Origin of the sequence: Bacteroides sp. D1, assembly GCF_000157095.2 — a bacterium.
In the GTDB taxonomy this organism is placed as follows: domain Bacteria; phylum Bacteroidota; class Bacteroidia; order Bacteroidales; family Bacteroidaceae; genus Bacteroides; species Bacteroides xylanisolvens.
Genome location: NZ_JH114344.1, coordinates 649 through 17,715, shown reverse-complemented (window position 1 = coordinate 17,715; position 17,067 = coordinate 649). Strand labels below are relative to the sequence as shown.

General features: G+C 39.8%; 16 protein-coding genes and 1 tRNA gene. 7 read left to right on the top strand and 10 right to left on the bottom strand.

Going from position 1 to position 17,067, the window contains the following annotated elements; genetic code table 11:
- Positions 1-32 precede the first annotated feature (32 nt).
- Complete coding sequence (locus BSAG_RS08380) at positions 33-635, top strand: ribonuclease HII (RefSeq protein ID WP_004315409.1); 603 nt, start codon at positions 33-35, stop codon at positions 633-635.
- Positions 636-815: 180 nt separating this feature from the next.
- Positions 816-2,357 carry a DUF5723 family protein gene (locus BSAG_RS08385; RefSeq protein WP_008770431.1) on the top strand — a complete coding sequence of 514 codons (1,542 nt, stop codon included), beginning with the start codon at positions 816-818 and terminating at the stop codon, positions 2,355-2,357.
- A 136-nt stretch (positions 2,358-2,493) separates the two neighbouring features.
- Here the strand turns inward: BSAG_RS08385 and BSAG_RS08390 are convergent, their stop codons facing one another.
- Entirely contained in the window at positions 2,494-3,423 is a 930-nt protein-coding gene (locus tag BSAG_RS08390; RefSeq protein ID WP_008770430.1) for a magnesium transporter CorA family protein, read from the bottom strand.
- 347 nt (positions 3,424-3,770) lie between these two features.
- On the opposite strand from BSAG_RS08390, the gene gpmI reads away from it, so the two are divergent.
- Both gpmI and BSAG_RS08400 read left to right on the top strand, forming a co-directional pair.
- Complete coding sequence (gpmI, locus tag BSAG_RS08395) at positions 3,771-5,285, top strand: 2,3-bisphosphoglycerate-independent phosphoglycerate mutase (protein ID WP_004309469.1); 1,515 nt, start codon at positions 3,771-3,773, stop codon at positions 5,283-5,285.
- 66 nt (positions 5,286-5,351) lie between these two features.
- Complete coding sequence (locus BSAG_RS08400) at positions 5,352-5,933, top strand: DUF3109 family protein (protein ID WP_004315408.1); 582 nt, start codon at positions 5,352-5,354, stop codon at positions 5,931-5,933.
- On the opposite strand, the gene BSAG_RS25310 is transcribed toward BSAG_RS08400, so the two are convergent.
- The 4 genes from BSAG_RS25310 to BSAG_RS08420 all read right to left on the bottom strand — a co-directional run bounded on the left by BSAG_RS25310 (position 5,930) and on the right by BSAG_RS08420 (position 8,877).
- Positions 5,930-6,139 (bottom strand): hypothetical protein, encoded by a 210-nt coding sequence (locus BSAG_RS25310; protein WP_008770429.1) that lies wholly within the window; start codon positions 6,137-6,139, stop codon positions 5,930-5,932. The two genes, BSAG_RS08400 and BSAG_RS25310, sit on opposite strands and share 4 nt — an antisense overlap.
- Before the next feature lie 212 nt (positions 6,140-6,351).
- The gene (gyrB, locus tag BSAG_RS08410; RefSeq protein WP_004315406.1) at positions 6,352-8,310 is read right to left on the bottom strand and encodes a DNA topoisomerase (ATP-hydrolyzing) subunit B; all 1,959 of its coding nucleotides are present in this window, start codon (positions 8,308-8,310) and stop codon (positions 6,352-6,354) included.
- A gap of 198 nt (positions 8,311-8,508) precedes the next feature.
- Entirely contained in the window at positions 8,509-8,763 is a 255-nt protein-coding gene (gene rpsT / locus BSAG_RS08415) for a 30S ribosomal protein S20 (protein WP_004309474.1), read from the bottom strand.
- A gap of 42 nt (positions 8,764-8,805) precedes the next feature.
- Positions 8,806-8,877 (bottom strand) — tRNA-Glu (locus tag BSAG_RS08420).
- 520 nt (positions 8,878-9,397) lie between these two features.
- Between BSAG_RS08420 and recO the strand changes: the two genes are divergently transcribed.
- From recO to BSAG_RS08435, 3 genes are all read left to right on the top strand, one after another.
- Positions 9,398-10,126, top strand: coding sequence for a DNA repair protein RecO (recO, locus tag BSAG_RS08425; protein WP_008770428.1), 729 nt, complete (start codon positions 9,398-9,400; stop codon positions 10,124-10,126).
- Positions 10,127-10,312: 186 nt separating this feature from the next.
- On the top strand, positions 10,313-11,260 hold the full coding sequence (locus tag BSAG_RS08430) for a hypothetical protein (protein WP_008018834.1): 948 nt from the start codon (positions 10,313-10,315) through the stop codon (positions 11,258-11,260).
- Positions 11,261-11,282: 22 nt separating this feature from the next.
- On the top strand, positions 11,283-12,509 hold the full coding sequence (locus BSAG_RS08435; protein ID WP_008770427.1) for an acyloxyacyl hydrolase: 1,227 nt from the start codon (positions 11,283-11,285) through the stop codon (positions 12,507-12,509).
- Positions 12,510-12,553: 44 nt separating this feature from the next.
- Here the strand turns inward: BSAG_RS08435 and BSAG_RS08440 are convergent, their stop codons facing one another.
- The 5 genes from BSAG_RS08440 to BSAG_RS08460 form a co-directional block, all read right to left on the bottom strand.
- Entirely contained in the window at positions 12,554-13,303 is a 750-nt protein-coding gene (locus tag BSAG_RS08440; protein WP_004315402.1) for a hypothetical protein, read from the bottom strand.
- A gap of 80 nt (positions 13,304-13,383) precedes the next feature.
- A complete protein-coding gene (locus BSAG_RS08445) occupies positions 13,384-14,109 on the bottom strand; it encodes a DUF5036 family protein (protein ID WP_004315401.1) in 726 nt (241 codons plus the stop codon).
- Positions 14,110-14,136: 27 nt separating this feature from the next.
- On the bottom strand, positions 14,137-14,724 hold the full coding sequence (locus BSAG_RS08450; protein ID WP_004315400.1) for a hypothetical protein: 588 nt from the start codon (positions 14,722-14,724) through the stop codon (positions 14,137-14,139).
- Positions 14,725-14,778: 54 nt separating this feature from the next.
- Positions 14,779-15,888: a hypothetical protein gene (locus BSAG_RS08455; RefSeq protein WP_004309496.1), complete on the bottom strand. Its 1,110-nt coding sequence runs from the start codon at positions 15,886-15,888 to the stop codon at positions 14,779-14,781.
- A 94-nt stretch (positions 15,889-15,982) separates the two neighbouring features.
- On the bottom strand, positions 15,983-17,067 hold a 1,085-nt coding region (locus tag BSAG_RS08460; protein ID WP_008997617.1), incomplete at its 5' end, for an MAC/perforin domain-containing protein.

Below are 17,067 nucleotides of genomic sequence, written 5' to 3'. Positions count from 1 at the left end.
ATTACCTTTGTGTCAAAATAGAAGCGATAAATATGTTATTACCTTATTTGAACGAGAATCTGATTGAAGCCGGATGTGATGAGGCCGGTCGTGGATGTTTGGCGGGAGCAGTATACGCTGCTGCGGTTATTCTTCCGAAAGGTTTTAAGAATGAACTGTTGAATGATTCCAAGCAACTGTCGGAAAAGCAACGTTATGCACTGCGTGAGGTAATAGAGAAGGAAGCGATAGCCTGGGCAGTTGGCGTCGTGTTACCGGAAGAAATTGATGAAATAAATATCCTGCGGGCTTCTTTTCTAGCTATGCATCGTGCAGTGGATCAACTGACTACCCGCCCACAGCATTTACTAATCGACGGAAACCGTTTCACTAAATATCCCGGCATCCCCCATACCACGGTAGTGAAAGGCGACGGGAAATATCTTTCAATAGCTGCGGCTTCTATTTTAGCCAAGACATACAGAGATGATTATATGAACCGTCTCCACGAAGAGTTTCCTTATTATGACTGGGATCACAATAAAGGCTACCCAACTAAAAAACATCGCGCCGCCATTGCCGAACGTGGAACCACTCCTTACCATCGAATGACGTTCAATCTATTAGGAGATGGACAGCTAACTTTGAACTTCTAAAGTCACTTTGTTTCATTTTGCACATATTTTCTACATTTTTTTGCAGAATAAGCACGATTTTGTTACGGATAACCCTAAGATTGTTCTGTTTAGGCTAAAAAAGTGTTGCCTAGTGCTTTTATTTGTTATTGAAATGCTATATCTTTGCAAACAATAATAAGAATTAAAAAGTTTAAAATCATGGCAACGAACAAACTATTGTGGTCTTCTAAAATTATTGGGGTATTTTTTATGATGTTGGTTTGCACTCTTTCTGCAAATGCACAGTTTTTACGTACTTCTTATTTCATGGAAGGTACTCATTATCGTCAACAACTAAATCCGGCTTTAACACCGACGAAAGGTTATTTCAACCTTCCGGTAATTGGTGCAGTTAATGCAACTGTTGGTTCTACTTCATTAGGTTATCAAGATATCATTGATATCATTGATGATGGTGACGATTTCTATACTAAACCAGATTTTATGAATCGTCTGAAAGATAATAATAAGCTGAATGTGAATTTCAGTACGGAAATTCTTTCTGCAGGATGGTATAAAGGTAAAAACTTCTGGTCATTCAATATCGGTCTGCGTACAGATATCGGTGCTAACTTGACAAAATCTATGTTTACCTTCTTGAATGAGATGGATGGAATAGAAGATAATTGGAGAAATAGTAACTATGATATTAGCAATCAACAACTGAATATAAATGCTTACGCTGAAGTTGGCTTAGGACTTTCACGTCAAATCAATAGTCGTTTGACGGTGGGTGCTAGAGTGAAAGCTTTGCTGGGTATTGGTAATATGGATTTGAAACTTAATAATGTGGCAATGAACGCTAGTTTGCCTAGTGATGCTCGTATTAGTCAATTACAGGATCCTGCATATTTATCAGGTTTGGGTGTTGACGATATAACGAAGTTAAGAAGTGAAATTGAGAGCTACCATGCTAATCTGGCAGTAGATGCTCATTTGGAAAGTTCTTTCAAGGGGTTGAATTTGAAAAAGGAAGATGGACAAGACTATATTAGTGATTTCGAATTTGAGAGTAAAGATATGGGAATCGCAGGTTACGGTTTTGGTATTGACTTGGGAGCATCTTATAAGATTATGGATAATCTGACTGTATCTGCTTCTATTTTGGACTTGGGATTTATATCATGGTCGAAAAGTAGCACTCAAATAGCTAATGCTAAAGCATCAGGTATTGATATGAAGGGAAGTGACTATACATCAGGTATTGATCCTAGTGATATTCCTAGAAGTATTACTGCTATTGAAAATAACATAAAGAATTTGCAGACGGATGCCAATGGATATATGGAACGTGTTAGTGGCGGTGACGTACTTGACTATGAAATGTTGCAACTTAGAACGGAAGAAGCAAGCAAGTCTCGCAAGTCTCGTCTGGCTTCTACATTAGTAATAGGTGCAGAATACGGATTTTTCAATAACAAACTGGCTGTTGGCGCATTGTCTACAACTCGTTTTGTGCAACCCGATGCACTTACTGAATTAACATTCTCTGCAAACTACCGTCCGAAAAGTTGGTTCAATGTAGCACTTAGTTATTCAGTTATCCAGTCAGCCGGTAAATCTTTCGGTTTGGGTCTGAAGTTAGGTCCTCTGTTTGTCGGAACTGACTATATGTTCTTAGGAAAGAACTCTAACTCTGTTAATGGATTCGTTGGGGTATCTATTCCGTTAGGTGGAAGAAAAGCAAATAAAGAAGGATAAATATTTTAATTTCTCTCTAAACATTCTCTTTTAATTAATTCTCTATAGAATAAAAAACGTATAATTACAGCTTACCGTCATAAAGAATCCTTATAAAGGGTTATAGATGGTAAGCTGTTTTTTTATGTTCCTCCTTTTAGAACCACTTAATCTTCCGGAATATTACAAACGCAAGCGTTGACAATCCGATGGAAAAGAGCACAATCAAAGAGAAAGCAAAGGGCACTTCTTCCAGGTGAATATCCACATTCATGCCATAGAAACTGGCAATCAATGTCGGAAGCATCAGGACGATGGAGAGGCTTGTCATACGTTTCATGATCGTATTCACATTATTGGAGATAATAGAGGCAAAAGCATCCATTGTCCCTGTGAGGATATCACTGTAAATATTCACCGTATTGAGCGCCTGTTTCAGCTCGATAATTACATCTTCCACTAATTCAGTGTCCAGATAATCCGTATCCTGAAAAATAGTCCTTAACTTACCGATCATCACTTCATTTCCACGGATGGAAGTATTGAAGTAGACAAGTGTTTTTTGCAGTCTCATCAAGCGAAGCAAATCCTCGTTACGGATACTCCGTTCCAATTCCTTTTCTGCGGCACTGATGTCTATGTTTATCTGCTTTAGATATTTCAGGAACCACACGGCAGAAGAATAGATTAACCGGAAAATCAGATCCAGCTTGTTGCGTACAACGATCCCTTTTCGACGGGTATGCTCTATGAAATCCGGTAACAAATCTGTGTTGTGATAACAGACGGACACAATAATCTCGTTATTAGTGATAATTCCAATCGGTACGGTGTCGAAAGGCAGACTGCCATTCTGTTTGTTCACTACCGGGATACGAAGAATCGTCAACAACCAGTTGCCTTCCGTATCCGTACGCGGACGTTCGTCCGTGTCGGCTATATCGTTCAGAAATGATTCGGGTACGTTGAGAGTTTGAGTTAGAAATTCAAAGTCATCATTGTTTGGGCATACTACATTTACCCAGCTGTTGGGAAGCCATTGTGCTTTTTCCACAAAGCCAGCCTCACAATAAAGATACGTTCTCATCTTATTGCCTCCTTTCGTTTGTTTGACACGAGCAGAGGCATCAGTCTTCAATGGCTCTGTTCGCTTTAATTAATACTAGTTGTGCACGTTCGCGGGTTTGAATCGTCCATATTTCTATGATTTTAATTTAAAAGCGAGGCAAAGGTACGGAAAAATGAAGTAAGTTCCGCCTTTTGTATCCTGTTTTTCGATAAACATGTTGAAAGTTGTTTTACAAAGTAAGAAAAAGACCCATAGCCTGATACACTTCTGCCCTGTAACTTAACATAGATTAAACGTTTACGTAACCATCTTTTTTGTACCTTTGCACCCGAAAATCAGTGTGATAATTTAAATATTAAAATATTATGAGTAAGAAAGCCCTTTTAATGATCCTCGATGGTTGGGGATTAGGCGACCAAAAGAAAGACGACGTAATCTTCAACACTCCCACTCCTTATTGGGATTATCTGATGAGTACTTATCCTCACTCTCAACTTCAGGCAAGCGGTGAAAACGTGGGTTTGCCCGACGGACAGATGGGTAACTCGGAAGTAGGTCACTTGAATATCGGTGCCGGACGCGTGGTTTATCAGGACTTGGTGAAAATCAATCGTGCATGTGCGGACAATAGCATCATGAAAAATCCTGAAATTGTTTCTGCTTTCTCTTATGCAAAAGAAAATGGAAAGAATATTCACTTTATGGGGCTGACTTCTAACGGTGGTGTACACAGCTCACTCGTTCATCTCTTCAAACTTTGCGATATCGCAAAAGAATACAACATCAACAATGCATTTATCCACTGCTTCATGGATGGCCGTGATACTGACCCGAAGAGTGGTAAAGGCTTTATCGAAGAACTTTCTGCACACTGCGAGAAATCAGCAGGAAAGATTGCTTCTATCATCGGCCGTTATTATGCAATGGACCGTGACAAGCGTTGGGAACGTGTAAAAGAAGCATACGACCTGCTCGTAAACGGTGTAGGCAAGAAAGCTACTGATATGGTTCAGGCAATGCAGGAATCTTACGACGAAGGCGTGACAGACGAATTCATCAAACCGATTGTAAACGCTAACTGCGACGGAACAATCAAAGAGGGTGATGTAGTGATCTTCTTCAACTACCGTAACGACCGTGCCAAAGAGTTGACTGTCGTACTGACTCAACAAGATATGCCGGAAGTTGGCATGCATACTATCCCGGGGCTGCAATATTACTGTATGACTCCGTATGATGCATCTTTCAAGGGCGTTCATATCTTGTTCGACAAAGAAAACGTGTCCAACACATTGGGCGAATATCTTGCTTCCAAAGGCTTGAGCCAACTTCATATCGCTGAAACAGAAAAGTATGCTCACGTAACATTCTTCTTCAACGGTGGACGTGAAACTCCATTCGATAAAGAAGAACGTATCCTTGTTCCTTCTCCAAAAGTTGCTACTTATGACTTGAAGCCGGAAATGAGCGCTTTTGAAGTAAAAGATAAACTGGTAGCTGCCATCAACGAGAACAAATATGATTTCATCGTAGTGAACTTCGCTAATGGTGACATGGTTGGTCATACCGGTATTTACGAAGCAATCGAGAAAGCGGTTGTTGCTGTAGATGCTTGTGTGAAAGATGTAATCGAAGCCGCTAAAGCACAAGATTACGAAGCAATTATCATTGCCGATCATGGTAATGCTGACCATGCTTTGAACGAAGACGGTACTCCGAACACTGCTCACTCTTTGAATCCTGTTCCTTGTGTTTACGTGACAGAGAATAAGGCTGCGAAAGTAGAAGATGGTCGTTTGGCAGATGTTGCTCCGACTATTTTAAAGATTATGGGACTGGAAGTTCCGGCAGAAATGGACGGAAACGTTTTGATTAAGTAATTTAGATTTCTATAATTGGGAGGGCGGAGTAGAACTCCGCCCTTTTTGTCTCACATAAGGTTTAAAATGATACAAATAGGTGATGTAGTAGTGTCTCTTGATGTATTTCAGGAGAAGTTCCTTTGCGATTTGGGCGCTTGTAAGGGGGCCTGTTGCATTGAAGGTGATGCCGGTGCTCCGGTAGAGCTGGACGAGGTGATGGAGTTGGAAGAGGTTTTGCCGGTTATTTGGGATGAACTGGCTCCGGAAGCACGTGCGGTGATTGAAAAGCAAGGAGTAGTATATACGGATGAGGAAGGTGATCTGGTGACTTCTATTGTTAATAATAAAGACTGTGTGTTTACCTGCTACGATGAAAAAGGCTGTTGCTACTGTGCTATTGAGAAGGCTTATCGGGAGGGGAAAACAGACTTCTATAAACCGGTGTCCTGTCATCTTTATCCTATCCGGATCGGCGATTACGGGCCCTATAAAGCGGTGAATTATAATCGTTGGGATGTATGCAAAGCAGCAGTTTTGCTGGGGAAAAAAGAGAATCTTCCCGTATATCAGTTTTTGAAAGAGCCTTTAATCCGTAAGTTCGGTGAAGAATGGTACAAAGAGCTGGTTACTGTTGCTGAAGAGCTGAAAAAGCAACAATATATTTAAATTCTCTTCCGGTTCTTGCGTATGCAATATAGCTGATAAAGCAAAATGCACAATGCGATTATGATTCCGCATGCCGGCATAATCCATGCTTCCGGATGGATAATAATCAAGAAGATACAAGTCGCGATCACGCAGGAAGTCAGTACAATAAGAAACAACCTGATCTTTGCAAATAACGGATTGGGGGCAGTAGTTTTCATTTTCATAGTTATGTTTTCTTTGCTTTTTATGCAAGATAGTGATTTTGTATGGAAAACGTTTCTGCTGTTAGGTTTTATTAAGAGATGGGCGGTTGAACGATTCGAACATGAAAGCCCCTTCAGATAAAAGAAAAACGCCGATCGAAGGATGTTCCTTCGCCATCGGCGTTTCCTCGTTGTAAGATGTGAGGTTGGTTTATAAAAACGTATTATTTAAATTATGCATCGATATTTGCATACGTTGCATTCTCTTCAATAAACTCGCGGCGTGGCCCTACATCTTCACCCATCAACATAGAGAAGATATAATCAGCTTCTGCGGCATTGTCAATATTTACTTGTTTCAACATACGGTTTTCAGGGTCCATAGTTGTTTCCCACAACTGCTGGGCGTTCATCTCACCCAAACCTTTGTAGCGTTGTGTATGAATTGCATTTTCTGAACCACCACCGTAAGTGTCAATAAACTTTTGGCGTTGTGCATCTGTCCAGCAATACTCTTCTACTTTACCCTTTTTGCAGAGGTAGAGCGGGGGAGTGGCGATGTACAGATAGCCGTTCTGGATAACCTGCGGCATATAACGGAAGAAGAACGTCATGATCAGTGTGTCGATGTGAGAACCATCGACGTCGGCATCGGTCATGATGATAATCTTGTGATAGCGCAGCTTCTGTATGTTTGCTTCCTTGCTGTCTTCGTCAGTTCCGATAGTCACACCGAGAGCTGTGTAGATATTGCGGATTTCATCACTTTCCAAAGCCTTGTGATACATGGCTTTTTCTACGTTCAGAATCTTACCGCGTAATGGGAGGATCGCCTGGAACATACGGTTACGTCCCTGCTTGGCAGTACCACCTGCCGAGTCTCCCTCGACGAGGAACAATTCACATTTAGAAGGATCCTTATCCGAACAGTCAGCCAATTTACCCGGCAGACCGCCACCCGACATCGGCGACTTGCGTTGTACCATTTCACGGGCTTTTCTTGCAGCGTGACGTGCAGTAGCGGCAAGAATCACTTTGTCGACAATTGTTTTGGCTTCCTTCGGATGTTCTTCCAGATAATATGCTAATACTTCGCCCACTGCCTGGTCAACAGCACCCATCACTTCGTTGTTACCCAACTTTGTTTTAGTCTGTCCTTCAAACTGTGGTTCAGCTACTTTTACAGAAATAACGGCAGTCAAACCTTCACGGAAGTCGTCTCCCGAGATTTCAACTTTCACCTTTTCCAGCATCTTGCTGTCTTCGGCGTATTTTTTCAACGTACGAGTCAGCGCACGGCGGAAACCTGCCAAGTGCGTACCACCTTCAATGGTGTTGATATTGTTGACGTATGAGTGAACGTTTTCGGAGAATCCGGTATTGTACATGATAGCCACTTCAATAGGAATTCCCTGTTTTTCGGAGTTCAGATAGATCACATCGTTAATCAAGTGCTCGCGTGAAGACTCGATAAAACGCACGAACTCTCTCAAACCTTCTTCTGAATAGAATTGCTCGCTCTTGAAACTTCCGTCTTCGTTCACTACCCGACGGTCAGTCAGAGAGATGCGAAGACCGGCGTTCAGATAAGCCAATTCGCGCAGACGTGAAGCCAGAATCTTGTAGTCGTATACCGTTTCAGTAAAGATGGTACCATCCGGCCAGAATTGTTGGCGGGTTCCCGTAATGTCGGCTGTACCGACTTCCTTTACAGAATAAAGCGGTTTACCGATCTCGTATTCCTGCTGATAGATTTTGCCATTACGGAATACTTGTGTAGTCATGTGGGTAGACAGCGCGTTTACGCAGGACATACCTACACCGTGCAAACCTCCGGATACTTTGTAAGAACCCTTGTCGAATTTACCTCCGGCATGCAATACGGTCATGGCTACTTCCAGTGCCGACTTCTTTTCTTTCTCGTGATAGTCAACCGGAATACCGCGTCCGTTGTCCTGTACTGTGATTGAATTGTCTTCGTTGATTGTTACTTCGATATGGTCGCAATAGCCGGCCAATGCTTCGTCGATAGAGTTGTCAACGATTTCGTATACCAAGTGGTGAAGTCCCTTGACGCTGATGTCACCAATGTACATCGCAGGGCGTTTTCTTACTGCTTCAAGACCTTCCAATACTTGGATACTATCCGCAGAATAAGACCCGTTATTGGGAGTGATTTGTTCTTCGCTCATAATTGCCTTTCTAACTTTAATAACAGAGCAAATATAGTGAAAATTGTCGACTTGACGAAGAATAATCAGTGAAAAATAAAGAATGCGGGCGGTTTCTCTGTATTGTTAATAGGTTTGATATTCAGTGGGTTATAAACAAGAAAGGCCGAACTTAAAAGTTCAGCCTAGATGCTATATAGAATTGTTAAATTCTTGTTATTAAGCGAGCTTGTTGATGTAAAGAGCCAACTTAGATTTCAGATTGTTAGCTTTGTTTTTGTGAATGATGTTCACTTTAGCCAACTTATCCAACATCTTTGTAATGCCTGGGTACATTGCAACTGCTTCTGCTTTATCAGTAGTTGCACGAAGCTTTCTAACAGCATTTCTCATGGTCTTGCCATAATATCTGTTGTGAAGTCTTCTTGTCTCTTCTTGTCTGATTCTTTTCAGTGATGATTTATGATTTGCCATCTCGACTAATCTATTTTTTTAGTTCTTTATTCTTTTAACTTGTAGCCCGTGGGGGAATCGAACCCCCCTTTCAAGAATGAAAATCTTGCGTCCTAACCGATAGACGAACGGGCCATCCTGTTGTAGCATTTCTGCTTTTTGCTTTCTCGAATCTGTGTTTGTTTCTCGATTGCGGATGCAAAGGTAGGAACTTTTTTGAAACTGGCAAATGATTCATAGAAAAATTTTCAATGAATATGTGTTTTTTTTTACAGGTGTCTTTCTTTTTGGCTGATATTCAGTGAAATATATGGTTGTGATTTTTATATAAAAAAATCTCTCCTGTGAAAAACAGTAGGAAGCATGTTTTCTTACCACCTTATTATATATAGAGAAATAAAAAAAGCTGCTTATTGGTTACTTCTTTTGTAACTAAATGATTCTTTAGGCGACTAACGGAACAAATACCGGAGACGATGAATGATAACAAAGAATTTATAGGCATACTGCTACAAAATAAGCGTATCATTTATAAGGTTTGTTTCATGTACGCGCAAGATAAGGAAGTGGAAGCGATATTTAACGCCGTATGTCTCCGATTATTTTGTGTTTTTTTGTAGCTTTGCTTCGGATTGGAAACGAGATAAATTCGGTTATGCTGCAAAAAACGAAAGGAATAGTTCTTCATACATTGAAATACAATGATACATCTATCATTGTGGATATGTATACAGAGTTGTCCGGCAGGGCTTCTTTTCTTGTAACAGTGCCCCGTTCGCGGAAAGCGGCTGTGAAATCCGTACTTTTCCAGCCGTTGTCTTTTATTGAGCTCGAAGCCGACTATCGCCCCAACGCAACTCTCTATCGTGTGAAGGAAGCGAAATCTTTTTATCCTTTTTCTTCCATTCCATACGATCCGTATAAGTCTTCGATGGCACTTTTTCTGTCGGAGTTTCTTTACAGGGCTATCCGGGAGGAGGCGGAGAACCGTCCGTTATTTGCTTATCTGCAACATTCCATCATTTGGCTGGATGAGTGTGGAGACGGCTTTGCCAATTTTCATCTGGTGTTCTTGATGCGTCTTTCCCGTTTCCTGGGACTTTATCCGAATCTGGAGGATTATCATACCGGCGATTACTTTGATTTATTGAATGCCTGTTTCACTTCTATTCGTCCCCAACTACATTCCTCTTATATCAATCCCGAAGAGGCTGCCCGTCTCCGTCAACTGATGCGCATGAACTATGAGACAATGCATCTCTTTGGCATGAGCCGTGCGGAGCGTACCCGTTGCCTGACGATTATGAATGATTATTACCGCTTGCATCTGCCGGACTTCCCGGCATTGAAATCATTGGAGGTGTTGAAAGAACTGTTTGATTAATTAGTAACTTCTCTTCATTTGCTTGCCATATATTGTTTTAGCTGCATTTTAGCGTCCGCCACTGTAAAACGACAATTAATCAGGTGATGATAACACTTCTTAATGCGGTTTTGTATGCTGTTCCTGAAAATATATGTTACTTTTGTCCGTAGAGAACAAAAGAGAATGAACAAGCGAAAAAACAATATGAAAAGATTCCTATATCTGACGGTCTGTCTTCTCATCCTGGGAGAGTTTTATGGTTGTAACGGAGACGTATTTGTCGACGACTTCCGTCCTTCCGATTCCGAACTGACGTTGGATGGGAACGGGGATGTCGCCACTATTCAATTTGCAGCATCCAATTGGGATTGGATGTATATAGCCTTCGGTTTTCCCATTCAATATAAAATATATGATGCGGACAATCGCCTGATAACAACCGACCAAGGTCCATCGCTGAACGGGTTGGGAAAGATTGTGTGCACCGGAGAGATGATTGATTTCACCATCGAACGCGTTCATCCCAAAGAAGTGAAGATAACGGTGGGCGAGAATGCCCTTTCCGCTCCTTTTCAATTCCAGCTCAGGGCGAGCAACGAGTATGAGTGGCAGGAGATACGCGTCGAGATTTCTCCGACAGACAGATATGTGATGGATAGCATCACTTATTCTTTGAATGCATACTCTTACGATCCGGAAAACAGGACAGAGAGAAAAGAAGGCGTCTCCTTTCATAACTTTACAGATGTTTTTTCTACATACACGTTTTCCCCTTTCGAGTCTTTTTACCATTTTATGAGATTTAAAAGCGATGTGCCCGAAGCTTTTCAACTACTGGGCGAAGCCGGTCTGACAGTGGAAATACCAAGCATGAAAGACGGATATTTAACTATGAACGGCAAACGGGCACCGCTCATTTCTGCACAACAAATGTTGTCTTGCTCTAATACGGAGCAGGAAGAAGACATAATTCCTCCCCGGACTGCTCGAACCTATACCTTATGGATGGTGTATGATTGGTTGGAAACGCGGTATACCCTCTATGTTTCTCACCCCAAAACCAAGAAGCAACGAACCGTAAGCGGTACGTTGCATAGCGAAATGCCTGTAAAATATCACATAACACACAGGGATGTCTCTCTCAAAAACTAACCTATCAACAACTAATATATCAATGATTAGAAATAGGAACGCCATACAGTTGCTGTGCCTCCTTTGCCTTCTGGTACATCCGGCAATCAACGCAAATCTGGAAGCCCGGACAATCATCGGGCAACGGAACGACAGCGTCAGCCATCCCCTGATCCGCCATCAGCTTGGCTTCGACGTCCGTCCGGGATATATCGTCTCCACCCATAGTTTTCTGCAAGGAGACAATGCGCAGCAAAAGAAAATCGACCAATCGCTTTCCTTCCATTTCAAGTACGCTTTCAGATTCAGCAAAGAATCCAACCTCGGCAGGCTCTTTCCCCATACCTATCAGGGTATTGGCATTTCCTACCATACTTTCTTTAGTCCCGCTGAATTGGGAAATCCCGTGTCGGTATACGCTTTTCAAGGGTCACGTATCGCGCAACTGTCCCCCCGTCTGTCGTTCGATTACGAATGGAACTTCGGTGCTTCTTTTGGCTGGAAGAAATATGATGAACTATCCAATCCGCAAAACGTGCTGATTGGCTCCAAGATCAATGCGTACATCAATCTCGGCTTTTTGCTGAACTGGCAAGTTCACAAGTACTGGAAACTGGCGGCAGGTGTAGATCTCACCCATTTTTCCAATGGAAACACGCATTATCCTAATGGCGGCCTTAATGTTATTGGAGGAAGAATCGGCATCGTACGTACTTTGGGCGTGGATGAGGGACTCGGTCCCATCACTCCCGGACGGCTTTTTATAAAACCTCACGTCAGCTATGACCTGGTGATCTACGGAGCCACCCGCAAAAGAGGACTGATTGGAGACGATGTGTCGAGTATGATTCCCGGTTCGTTTGGTGTGGCGGGCATCAATTTCGCCCCGATGTATAATTTCAATAACTATTTTCGGGCAGGGCTTTCTGCGGATGCGCAATATGATGAGAGTGCCAATCTTAAGGAGTATAGAGTGGGCGAGTATTACTCGGGCGATTTGAAGTTTCATCGTCCTCCTTTCCGCGAGCAGTTTTCCGTAGGTTTATCTCTTCGGGCAGAGCTGGTGATGCCTGTTTTCTCTATCAATGTCGGCGTCGGTCGGAACCTGATATACAGCGGTGATGATACAAAAGGGTTCTATCAAGTTCTGGCTCTCAAGACTTATGTCACCCGTCATTTGTTTCTACACGTGGGGTATCAGTTGAGCAAATTTAAAGACCCCAACAATCTGATGTTGGGGCTTGGATATAGATTTCATGATAAGCGATGAAAGAGTAATCTTCGCTTGTTAATAACTTCCTTTTTTCAATTTAATTAAAATGTAAGCCCTCCTAATTGAATTATTTCATTATCCTTCCAGACATAATTAACTTTTACTTCTGTGATACCGGCATCAGGATATCGTTGCTGATATTCTGATGTTTTGTCACTCTGTAGAATATATCCGTGTGACATTCCTGTAGCAAATTTGAAGCCGAATTTCTCTGTTTTATCGTCATACATTAGGGTTAAAGAGGTAATGTTCCATTCGTATGTACCTTCTTTGAATATCCCCGAATCAGTTTTCATTGTGAACTTTTTGGTTTCTTGATTGAATGTATAAGTGGCACCGATGAATGGCTTTTCTTTTTCTCGTAACTCAATTTCTATCTCTGGAGGGATTCTTAGATCTATTGCTTTTATTATTATTCCCGGAGAACCAGGATGACCTTCGAGCGGAATTCCCCAATTGATAATTTCCGAGCTGTTGAAGTATATTACATATACGTAGATTTCACATGCTATTTTATTATTATCAGTATCGATAAGTCGTATCATGGTGCTCCCACTTTTGTATGTAGCGATGCATACGCCCATTTCGTCAAGAGTTGCAGTTGCAATTTCTTGATTTTCTGATTCTAACTTATAGTTGTGCTCTGTTAAGTCTGTTTCTATGATGACATGCCTTGTGTCTCCTTCCCATATAGAAACTGATTCCTTTTCAACTTCGTATGGTTGTTCTTCAGAGCAACCATACGAAGATGCCAGTAATAATACGAATAGTAAAAATCTATCAATTCTCATACTTTTAAATGTTTGTTGCAAATATATGCTAATATGGGTGATAATCCCTTTGTTTTACTGGCTAATAAAGTCTTTATTGCTTATTCCACGTGGACTTCTACGATCGTAAAGACATTGTTTGAACGGATATAAAGGTCAAATGTTCCATAAGGTCCGTTGACAATGTCAGGTGCTTTAGTTAGGGTTATTCTTAATTTGTTATTGGCATATGTTACATTTAATCCTTTTATACCTGCGCTATGTTCTTTCAAGAAAAACTCAATATCTTGGGGTAATGCTAATTCAACCGTTTCACCTATGCGGTAAAGGCTTCCAATATTATACCTATATGCAGGCAGTCCATTATTGTTAGGGAAAACAGATATATATTTTACAATTGCACCGATATTCATGTCACTATTTACTATTTTAGATACAACATAGGCTTGATAATAACTTGTTTCTACTTGAATAGCGTAATTGCCTGACGGAAAATTTATCAGTGTATTTTTATCAAAAATCTGATAAATATGCCCGGGTGTAACCGCCACTTCGTGTGTGAGGTTGGTTAACGAGGGTAGAATATTTGCTCCAACTCCTGCGCCATTTCCTACGTCAGAAATGAAATTTTTAGATGTGATAAAATTATTGGCTTCATTGATGTAAACATTTGATTCACCTAAATAGGTTTTTCCATTGTGCTCATTAAGCATATTGAGTGTGATGGTGTCTGCCGGATCATCTGGTGTGTCATCATCACTACAATTAACGAAACACATAGTACAAAGGGATAATAAGAAAATCCCAACTATTTTCTTTGTATTCATTTTTTTAATTTTTAATTTATCAGGAACTTAGTTTGACTTGTTGCTTAGAAATATTTTATCGATATAATAGTCAATACTCTTGGAAGTATTGCGGAATAATAGTTGAAGCTTGTATTTCCCTTTAGGATATTTTTCTTGAGAAGGTAAAAAGAACCTTATTTTGACGCTTTCATGAGAAGGTATTAAATATCCAAGATCATTTTTTACATAATTATCTGAATAAACTAAAGGAATCCATGAATTATTACTTTCTCTATAGTGTAAGAAAGTATTGCTAATATAGATAATTGTATCGTTTGTATTATTAATAATTTCTGTTTTCAAGAATCCGTCTTTTGAGCAGGAGTCTTTTAATAAAAAGCGTACTTTTATATTCTCATTTTCTCTTGTAATAAATTCTTCCCCCTGCATTTGTTTTTCTTCTACAATCGTTTCTCCTGGCTCGATGGAATTAATGAAATGTGATATATCCATTTTATATGAATTAAGAGAGTCGATACTATTTTCATATTCAAGGTTTACAGTGCTTTTAGAATTGCCTGTTTTATTATGACAACTGATTAGCATGAATAAAACAATTCCATTGGTTAGCAAAATCGATATTAATTTGAGCATAAGTTAAGTATGAAATGGATTGGATAAGTTACTTATCCAATCCATTGGTAATTATTAGTTGAAATGAGCATTTAGTTTTGATGCTATATTATCAACCTTAACAAATATAGATGTGAAAGCTGTGCTTCCTTTATGTATACCTATTACTTTTTTACTATCTGTAAGATATACTGGTCCCCCGCTATCTCCGAACGCACTTAAATATGTAGCTTCACCCATATCTGTATAGTATATTCCATCGGCATTTACATTTGCATTGGTACTCGTAATATAACCTTCAGATTGAGCTATAGTCTCTCCTAACTTGGTTACATTATCTCCTGCCCAAATATTATATTCTTCTCCAGTAAGATTTCCATTATTGGGAACGATGGAGAAATTAGTTATACTAATGAATGCTGCATCAACGGAACCACCTTGGATTGAAAAGTCACAACTACCGATTAGTGTGTTATTATAATATGCCGGGTCACCCGTGTTATAAGCATGTCCTGCAGTAACAAAACCGTCAGTGTTAAATCTAGTAGCTCTATATCCCATTGACGCAGTGCCTTTAGGTGTGCCTATAGAACTTCCTGGCGATAATGAGTGGTTTTGAAATTCTCTTGTGCATTGTTTAAATACAATTCCTGAAAAGTTCACTACTTCTGATTTAAACTCTTTTATTTCCATTTCATTAGATTTGTCAAGTTCTACCACGACACAGTTCTCAAAATCATTCAGATAATAGTATCTTATATTCTTGGCAATTTGAGAATCTTTATTACTGCTAATAAATGAAGTTATTTTGGTTAGAACATTATTCAGCTCCGTATAAGAATAATTGCCTTGTGTATATATGACATCATTCTCACCTATTAACCTTATAAGAGTGGCTTTGGTACTTTCTATTTCTCCTTTAAGAAAAACAACAAGTTTACCATTCCCGTTAATATAACTTCCCCCATAATAGTCCGGATAGTCACTAGTACTTAATGAACGAGTTTTTGTCATTCCAAATGATTCTAATAATCTTATACCAGCCTCACGAGCTTTTTCATTGTTTCTTTTTACAATGTTTGGCTGTTCGTTGTTTTCTCTTTGAAGTACATCGTCTGAAGAACATGATGATACGACTAATCCGAAAAACAGCAGAATGGTCAAAGGTAACAATAATTTTTTCATAAGCGGATAATTTGAATTAATAAATGATACGTATTTTACCTCTTCCTTAAAAGGATTGTCTTTTTTATTGGTGAATATCTATTAATGCTCTTCATTACAAACCGAATATTCTATATCGTTGATATAAAGTCGTCATTGAAACAGATTTTACAGGTATGCTGTTTACCCAATCTAAGATTCCGTATGCATCAAGAATATAGTCATCGTCGTAGTATGCAAAACAATATAACGATGTCGGATTGTAGATATACCAAATATTGGTGTTTGTATTTTTAAACTTGTACATTCCAGCCTCATCTACATCGTTTATTGAAAATGATAATGTGGTTTGTAGGATAGGATTTATTACTTTATTCGGATTAGCTTTGATAGCTAGTTTATAATATTTGCTCTTTTCATCTTTTATAGCATTACTTTTTTCGGTAAAGGTTGTGGCAACACTGTTCGCTTTTAATTCTGCATCGGATTGACTTGCTGCACTTGAATTTGAGAAAATGAGCTTATCTCCTTGTCTTGTATTTAGCACAGGTACAATATCATATAATTTCTCTCCCGAGCTACTTTTGCGGACGTATACTTTCATTATTTCTATATACGGTTCTTCAAGTTGTTCTTGGTGCTGAAAATCCATGTGGGTGTCGTTATATCTTTGCTTAAAGTTTTCTTCCAAAATAAAATCCGATATTGGATAGAGCCCACCATCTTGAATGTCAATCATTGTATGTGTTCTTGAATCATTTAATGATTGAAGCCAACTCGTTAAATTAATGGATGTACTTTTAACGTCATAAGGAGGTGTTGCAACATTATAACCATAAGCGCCGCCCAATGTTTTGATAGATACATGTAATTCGGAAAAAGATTTAGTCTCTGTAGAAGAATTGCCATCTTTTGTTCCAACAGAAAAATCTCCTGAAACAGAGTCCTTGTTCCATGAATAAGTTGCGTTTATTGATTTATCCATGTCGCGCTCTTTACTATTGAAATCTGTACTTTGTGTGTCAAGACCATAGTATAAAGCCGATGCCCGCCCACCTGTATAATAGCTTGTTAAGACAAATTCTCCGTAACTTTGAATTAATTCTACCATGGATGAATTATAAAGGGCATCTACAAATAATTCGTCCAAATAATCTGCCGAAATTCTTCTCAATGCACTAGGTGCTGTTTGTAAGGATA